Source organism: Dokdonella fugitiva (assembly GCF_004342425.1).
Classification (GTDB): Bacteria; Pseudomonadota; Gammaproteobacteria; order Xanthomonadales; family Rhodanobacteraceae; genus Dokdonella_A; species Dokdonella_A fugitiva.
The window spans coordinates 1-1,092 of record NZ_SLWQ01000033.1; the positions used below are offsets into that span (position 1 = coordinate 1).

Below are 1,092 nucleotides of genomic sequence, written 5' to 3' on the forward strand. Positions count from 1 at the left end.
CGATCCGGTGCCGGGCAACAACACGGGCACGGCGACGACGAACCTCTTGCAGCCTGAGCTCTCGGTGACGAAGTCGGCGACGCCGACGCCGTTCATCGTCGGCCAGCCGGCGAGCTACACGATCACGGTGTCGAACGGCGGCGCGGGTCCGACCGCGGGCACCATCACGATCGCCGACACGCTGCCGACCGGCATCACGCTCGCGGGCGCGAGCGGCACGAACTGGAGCTGCAGCGGCACGACGACCTTGAGCTGCACGTATACCGGCACGCTTGCCGCCGGCAGCAGCACGACGCTCACGCTCGACGTGAACGTCGCGGCGAATGCCACGAACGGCAACAACAGCGCGACCGCGAGCGGCGGCGGCGACCCGACCTGTCCGGCGCAGTCGCGCTGCACGGGCACGACGACGGTGCCGGTCAACCCGAGCGCGGACATCGCGGTCACGAAGAGCGTCGACAATACGACGCCGAACGTCGGCGAGACGGTCACGTTCACGATCACCGCGACCAACAACGGCCCGAACGCCGCGACCGGCGTCGCGGTCACCGACGCGCTGCCGAGCGGCGTCGCGTTCGTCTCGGCGACGCCGAGCCAGGGTACGTACACCAGCGGCACGGGCCTGTGGACGGTCGGTGCGCTCGGCAATGGCGCGAGCGCGACGCTCGACATCGTCGTGACGGTGCTGACGCCGGGTGCGATCACCAACACCGCGACGAAGAGCGCGGGCGACCAGTTCGATCCGAACGGCGGCAACAACGCAGGCTCGGCCTCGCTCAACGCGCAGCCGTCGGCGGACCTGCAGGTGACGAAGACCGTCAGCAACGCGACGCCGAACCTCGGCACGAACGTGACCTACACGGTCACGGTGGCGAACGCGGGCCCGAACGCCGCGAGCAACGTGAGCGTGGACGACCTGCTGCCGATGGGCCTGGTGTTCGTCTCGGCGACGCCGTCGCAGGGCACCTATGACGACGACGTGGGCCTGTGGACGATCGGCGGGATCGCGGCCGGTGACAGCGTGACGCTGCAGATCGTCGCGACGGTGACGATGCCGGGCGACATCACGAACACGGCGACGGTGGATGCGGA

The 1,092-nt window shown here is 70.0% G+C and carries 1 protein-coding gene; it reads left to right on the top strand.

Features of this window, described 5'->3' with window-relative positions; genetic code table 11:
- Positions 1-1,092: DUF11 domain-containing protein (locus tag EV148_RS18260; RefSeq protein WP_132000284.1), on the top strand; the 1,092-nt coding region annotated here is incomplete at both ends.